This is a genomic window from Amycolatopsis sp. NPDC003861, from assembly GCF_053605405.1.
Window position 1 is genome coordinate 145,265 of sequence record NZ_JBSGJD010000001.1, and the last position, 7,057, is coordinate 152,321.

The 7,057-nt window shown below is 70.4% G+C and carries 3 protein-coding genes and 1 pseudogene; 1 reads left to right on the forward strand and 3 read right to left on the reverse strand.

All coding sequences use genetic code 11. From position 1 onward, the window contains the following. Positions 1-77: 77 nt before the first annotated feature. From ACWEVN_RS00655 to ACWEVN_RS00665, 3 genes are all read right to left on the reverse strand, one after another. The gene (locus tag ACWEVN_RS00655; RefSeq protein WP_452049720.1) at positions 78-1,790 is read right to left on the reverse strand and encodes a caspase, EACC1-associated type; all 1,713 of its coding nucleotides are present in this window, start codon (positions 1,788-1,790) and stop codon (positions 78-80) included. Further along, positions 1,787-2,122: an effector-associated constant component EACC1 gene (locus ACWEVN_RS00660; RefSeq protein WP_452049721.1), complete on the reverse strand. Its 336-nt coding sequence runs from the start codon at positions 2,120-2,122 to the stop codon at positions 1,787-1,789. The genes ACWEVN_RS00655 and ACWEVN_RS00660 overlap by 4 nt, the downstream gene beginning before the upstream one ends. Before the next feature lie 122 nt (positions 2,123-2,244). After that, complete coding sequence (locus ACWEVN_RS00665; protein WP_452049722.1) at positions 2,245-3,372, reverse strand: polysaccharide deacetylase; 1,128 nt, start codon at positions 3,370-3,372, stop codon at positions 2,245-2,247. A gap of 206 nt (positions 3,373-3,578) precedes the next feature. On the opposite strand from ACWEVN_RS00665, the pseudogene ACWEVN_RS00670 reads away from it, so the two are divergent. After that, positions 3,579-7,057: pseudogene (locus tag ACWEVN_RS00670) on the forward strand (hypothetical protein); the annotation flags it as partial.

Genomic DNA, 7,057 nt, shown 5'->3' on the forward strand with positions numbered 1-7,057 from the left:
GCGCGAGGTGGCGGTCCCGTGGACCGCTCCGTGGCGGCCAGTGGCCGCCGCAGGTCGATCGGTGGACTGCGGCCGGGTCACGGCTCGGTGGCGCCGGAGGCCTCGGCTTCCATCTTGGACACCAGGATGTCGTAGATGCTCGGAGGCCCGCTCAAATGCAGGATCTTGACCACGACCGGCAGTACTTCGATGGTCAGGAACAAGGCGAACAGGAACCACTGGGCGGCCCCGAGGGTCGAGTTGCTTTTTCCGAGGTTGCCGAACGCTTCCAGTCTGGCCAGCAGGCCGCTGTTGCCGAATTCTGCGTCCTGGCTCTCCTGAAGGAGCTTTTCGCGCCGATCGCGTAATTCGTCGAGCTTCGCGCGAGCTTGCCGAGCGTCTTGGCGAGCCGTTTCTGCTGCGCGTTGATCCGTGCTGCGATCGGCTACTGCCAGACGTTCATCGACCTCTTTTTCCAAGGAGGGGATTTCGGTGAATGGCGGGATATTGAGAATTTCACTCGAAACTTTCGCCACTCGTTCCATGTGCATGCTTTGCATTTCGTTGTCGATCTCTGGTTGAAAGATCTTCAATAGCATGGGGGTTGATATCACGGCGCCGAGGACGATCGCGAGGATCAACCTGGGGAAAACGGTGATCAGGCGATGAATCCACCATGATTTCCGTGTCATCGTGACGACCAGTAGTCGGTCGAGGTTGAGGATGGCCAGTCCCCAGAGGACACCGGCGACGACGGACAACGGCAGGCCCAGGCCGACGATCGAGTTGAGTGCGAAGGTCGCCGAGATGGCGGCGAGGCTTGCGGTGGAGAGCAGGACTCCACCCATGGTGACGTAGCGGACTCGATCCACCGGTGCGCGGCTCAGTACATCCAACCGGGCGCCGGCGAGCCGGGCCAATGGTCTCTGGAACAGGCGGAACGCGGCCTCGCTGTCGGCATCCTCGGTGCTCGCCGAGGCCGTCTTGGCGTCAGTTGCCCGTGGGGTCGCCGACAGGACGGAACCTTCGCTTGGTGCTTCGGGCTCCACATACGCCGCGTTCGCTGCGAAGGGCAGCTTCTCGGCGGTGTCCACCACGAGCGTGCTCGGTCGCTGGGGTGGTTCGCCGCTGGGCAGTGTCACGCTTGCCAGTCGCGCGGTGACCCCTTCGTGGATGTCTTTCAGGGTGAGGGTGGCGCCCTTGCCGGGGAGTCCCGTTCTGACCACGTCGACCAGCGAGCCGGTGAAGTGGGTGAGAGATTTCGAGTTCTCGTCGTAGTGGGCTTTTTGCCAGTGCTGTGACGCTGTCAGGGTGTACGCGCCGGCTACTTTGGTGATCAGCTCGGTCTGTGCGGCCAGGTCGTCACCTTGCGTATTTTTTGTTGCCAGGCCCGAGAAGCAGCAGTCGAGGATGGCGATCTTGACCCGGGCTTGCCGGTTGGCGCTCATTTCTTCGCGCATGTCGTTGAACCGAAGCGAGGTTCGGCGCCTGAGGATCCCGTCTCGATGGGTATCGGAAAGCGCCAAGCCGAGCTGGCCCCCATCGAGCAACTGCCCGTGGCCCACGTAGTAGAAGAGCAGCACGTCGGTGGTGTCGTGGATGAGCTTGGTGACTTGGACGTCCAGCTTGTCGTCTGTCGAGTTGTCGGCGAAGACTTTGACCCGCGACTTGGGCCATCCGCAGACCTCGACCAGCATCTTCTGCATCGCGTTGAGGCTGTTGATCGCCTGCGGCATTTTCTCGAGGCCATGGGTGTACCGACCGGTGCCGACCAGGACCGCATGGGAACGAGAGAAGTCGATCGCGGTCACGAGTTCGCCTTGGCTGCCCTCGTGGCCGCCTCCACGAGCCTTTCGAGCGCCTGCGGGTCCGGGCCGCGTAGTTCTACCTCGGTCTCGCCGACCACGACGCGGGCGTGTGTGACCTTCGATTCGATCCAGGTCGTCAAAGACGTCAAGCCGACGGTCAAGGCGCCACCGGTGCCGCAAAGGACGGCGAGGAAGTCCCAGGCATCACCTTGCTCGCCGGGACCGGATGGGCGCGGCACTGCTTCCAGGCTGATGTCGGGGATGCCGCCCAGCCAGGTGCAAAGCGAATCTAGATCACCGTTGTCGGCGAGGTAGATCTTGATTTCCACACTCATTGCGCAGCCTCTCCCGGTCCTGTGCTCCTGAAGCAGATCGCCTTCCTCCCGACTCCTGTTACCGTGCTTTATCGCCTGTCCGGCGGCCGATGGCGGTTTTTTGCTTACAAAAGCACCGTCGGTCAGCCGGCTTGGGCGAGCGGCATCGACCGGTACCGGTCCAGGACGGCGGGGTCCTGCAGCGCCATCCACTTCGTGACTTCGGCGTAGGTGGCGCAGACCGTTTCCGGCTTGGCGCACACCTCGCCCATGAAGCCTTCCGCGGCCCGGGAGAAGGCGCCGCCGGCCCAGTCGTTGAAGTGGTTGCCGATGACCAGTGGTGCCCGGTTGCCGTCGAAGGCGGCTTTGTAGGCGCCGCGGTAGGTTTCGAGGGTGGCCTGGGTGTACTGCCCGTTGTCGTTCTTCGAGTGGCCGAGCTGGTACCACAGGTTGTAGTCCATCATGACGACCTTCTTGTGCAGCGCGGGCACTTTCACGTACGGCATCCAGAACTCCCAGATCCCGTCGAGCTGCGTCGGCCACTTGACGCCGTCGGACGGCAGGCTGGAGTCGAACGTGTAGCCGGCCGCGCGCATGGCGGGGAAGGCGGCGGCCCAGTTGCCTTCGAGGCACGGTGTCCGGCCGCCGGTGACGTCCTTGGCGGACAGGTGCAGCCCCAGCCGGGCGTGGGCGTCGTCGACGAAGCGGCTGAACTGCCCGATCTCGTCGGTCCACCCCTGCGTGTTCCAGCGGCCGACGCTCGGCTCGGCCCCGGCGCAGAAGTGCCCGTTGTAGTGCGTGCCGACCTGGTGCCCGGCGGCGACGGCGGCATTGAGGTCCTGCACGCGCGTGGCGACTTCCTCGGCGCTGCCCCCGAACCCGATCGAGGCGGACCCCGGTTTGTGGCCGGGGCCGGTGTAGCGCGTCCGCTGCTGGTCGGTCAGCAGGTAGATGCCGGAGAGGAACCCGCTGAAGTGGGCGTTGACGGACTTGGCGAGGGAGAGGTAGCGGCCCCAGTGGTCGTGCGAACCGGCCCCGTCGAAGGAGAAGAGCACGAACTGCGGCGGCTTCTCGCCAGGCCGCAGCGGACGCAGCCACTCCGGCGGCTTGGCTTCGGCGGGAGTGGTGGTGGCCGGGGACGCCGGCGGACCGCTGGTGGCCGCGGCCGGACCGGCGTGGCCGCGGTCGAGGGTCAGGATCAGGACGCCGGCCAAGGCGAGCGCCAGAGTGACGGTGAACCACGTGCCCGGCCGCCGTACCCATCGTGTCATCGCCGACGCCTCCCCCTGTTACGTAACGTCACTGGGAAGACGTCGAAGCCACGAACGGGGTGCATCGGAGTGAGATGCGTAACCGACATGCAACCCAGGCGAGGCACGCAGAGTGTCGGCGGGCGCCTGTTCGGGCGGCCTGGCGTGCCCGCGCCACCGCCCGGCAGGCCGTTGCCGGGGGGAGGGTCGACGGTTCAGATGGAACCATGCGGGGGAAGGCCGGAACCGGCGACGAACCGGCCGAGCGCAGCCGCGGTGAGCAGCGTCGGCCGGAGCCGTCGGGGGCGCAGCAGAGAGTCCTGGACCTGCAGCGGCTGGCGGGAAACCAGGCGGTCACCCGGTCGCTGACCGGCCCTGCCGCGGAGGTCGCCGGGGCTGCCGTTGCGTCGCCGGACGTTGCCGAGCCGTCCGGGAGTGCGGTGGGTGCGCGTTCGATCGTCCCGGCGGCCGCGGAAGCCGTTGCGGCGCCTCAGGGTGCGATCGCGGAGCGCTCTTCCGCACCGGCCACCGAAGCCGCTGCGGAGCTCCAGTCCGGCAGTGAGGAAGCCGTCGAGCCCGAGGAGACACCGCAGCTCAGTCCGGCCCCCGAAACCACCGTCGCACCGACGCCCGAAATCCCCGTGGAACGACCGCTCGCGCCGGCCGCCGCGGAGCTCTACGACGAGATCCGAACGCACGACGACGCCGGCCAAGTCGAACTCGAAGCCGCTCTCCAGGAGACCCTCACCAACCACCGGGCCGCCGTCGCGAGTGAACAAGAACGACTCACCCAGCGCGAACAGACCGAACTCGGCGCCGTCGGGCAAGCCGTCGCCATCGCCCGCCAGCGGGTGGCCGGCGCCGTCGCCGCCGCGCAGGCCGCCGTTGCCGCGGCCGGGTCCGGTGCTCAAGGCGAACTCGCCTCTCGCCACACCGCACAACAGGCCGAGGCCGGGGCGCTCGTCGCCGAAGGAGCCGCGCGCGTCCGGCAATCCGGCACCACCCGCGGCGACGAGGCCGTCTCGACCGCCGACAGCGTCGCCGACTCCGTGCGCGGGGCCGTGGACGGCCAAGCGAACGAAGCCCGCCGGCGCGGTGCCGCCCGGCTCGGCTCGTTCCACGGCGAAAGCGAGGAATCCACCACCGCGATGCGCCGGGCCGCGCAGGAGGTGGCCGGCCAGACCGCCGAACAGATCCGCGGCAGCCTCGGCCACACCGACGCCGACCTGCGCGGTGCCGGGCCCGAGGTGCGCGGCGATCTGCTCCGGCAGGCCGCCGCGCTGGCCGGGCAGGTCGGCCTGCAGACCGGGCCCGTGCACCGGCAGCTCGCCCGGACCACCGAGCAGGCGACCGGCTCGATCGGCCGGGCCGCGGGCGAAGGCGCCGCCGCCGTGGCGGAGATCGGGAGCTCCGTCTCGGCCGGGCTCACCCGGCTGCTGACGACCGTCCGCACGTCCATCCGGCACCGCGCCGCCTCGGGCCGGACCGCCTTGCAGCAGAGCGCCGGGCAGGTCGAGAGCGCCCTCACCGAGCAGGGCGCCCAGACCGCCGCCGCCGGGCGGGAGACCACCGCCGGGATCCTGGCGCAGGTCACCGGGCGGCCGGTCCGGCGCCGGTTCGCGCGGCAGCTCGGGGACACCCTCGCCGGCACGCTGCGCGAGGCCTACGGGATGTCCGCCGGGCAGGCGCGGGCGATGTCCGGGCAGATCGCGGCCGAGTTCAGCCGGGCCGCGGCGCAGGTGCACGAGTCGATCGGCGAGGCGGGCACGGCCGGGGCCGCCCAGGCCGGCTCGGTCGGCGCCGGCGGCGTGCGGCAGGCCGCGGGCCTGCAGGAACGGCTGTCCCGGCAGCTCACCACCCTGATGCGCGAGGCGGTGGCCCAGGGCGACCAGGTCGTCGACGGCACCGCCGAATCGGTCTTCCGGACCGCGACGGACGTCGACCAGGGCTTCGGCCAGGCCGTCCGCGACCTGCGGACCCGGCTGGAACAGCACGCCGGCGAAGCCCGCACCCGCACCGGCGAACCGCTGACCTCGCTCGACAGCCGGATGACCGACGCCGCCGAGCGTGCCCGCAGCCGCGTCGAAGACGGCTGGCTGCTGTCGCAACTGCGTGACGCCTGGGACGCGCTGACGCCCGGGTTCATCGCCGGTCTTGTCGTCGGGTTGCTGGTGACGATCGCGATCGTGGCGATCTGCGGCACCGGGATCGGCGCGCTGATCCTGGCCGGCGCGGTCGCCGGGGCCGCGTCCGCGCTGGCGTCCAACGCCACCGATTACGCGGCGGGCACCGGGAAGTACGCCGCCCACCACCCGTGGAGCTGGGCCGAGGTCGGCAAGGAGATGTTCTTCGGCGCGGTGTTCGGCGCGGCCGGCGGCGCGCTCGGCGCCGGGGTCAGCGGCGCGATCGGCGCCCGCACCGGCAGCACCATCCTGAACAGCGTCGCGCGCAGCGTCTTCGCCGAAGCCGCGACGCAGCAAGCCGCGAGCAAGGTGGCGAACGTCGTGGTCGGCGTCGGCATGGGCGTCGTGCAGAACGTCGTCGCCGACGGCACCGGCCGCGGCTGGGACCACGCCTTCGACCACTGGGACCGCGGGCTGCTCCTGAACGCCGCGGTCAGCGGGATCATGGTGTCCGACGCCGTCGGCGGCCGGATCCACGCGGCCACCGAAGGCGCCCGCGGCGCGATGGTCGACGCCGGGATGGCCTACAACGTGACGCCGGCCGAGGCGGCCGCGTCGACGGCCCGGACGACCCCCGCCCCCGAGACCGCCCCGGCGGCGGGCGGCGGCCACGAGACCGCACCGCCGGTCCCGGAACGCGAACCGATCCCGGGCCCGGACACCCCGCTGACCGAGCCGACCGTCGCCGAACCGGTCGAGGCGCCTTCGCGGACGCCGATGCAGGAGCAGGTCGAGCAGGCCACCGGCGTCGACCGCGGCGCGGCGCACGAGCAGAGCATGGCCGACCTGCGTGCGTTCTACGAGAACCAGCAACGCGAAGCCGCGGTCTCCACCGACGTGAGCGGCACCCGGATCGACCAGATGGTGGACGCTTCGGGCACCCCGCGGACCCAGCCGGACGGCAGCCCGTACGGCTACGGCGTCCAGCAGGGCTTCGAGGTCCGCTCGTTCGACTACGGCCCGGGCGGGCGGCTCACCGAGGTGACCATGAAGGTCCGGCTCGAAGGCCGGCCCGGCGTCACCCCGGCCGAGCTGGCCCGGCTGCAGGAGAACGTCCACGCCGGGGTCGACCAGCACTACAACAACGGCCAGACCCTGCCCAACGGCGACCGGCTGCACGTGACCGTCGAGTTCGTCACCGATGCCGCCGACGCGCACCTCAACGTCACCGTCGAGCCCGGCGCCGGCGCGACGAACCAGAGCCGCTGGTTCGCCGGCGACAACCCGACCACACTGGCCCACGAACTGGGACACCAGCTCGGTTTCCTCGACGAGTACGTCGATCCGCGGACGGTCAACCGGGGCACCGCGACCGCGCCGGGCGTGCACCGGGACGGCAGCCTGATGGGTGACTTCTGGCTGCGGGACGCCGCCGGCAACCCGGTGCGCGACGCCGCGGGCAACCCGGTGGTCGACCCGGCGACCCGCCTGCAGGACCGGCACCTCGACCAGCTCGGCGCGGACATCGACGCCGCGCGCGCCGCGGGCGGAACCGGCGGCGCACCGGCGCCGGGCCCGCGGGA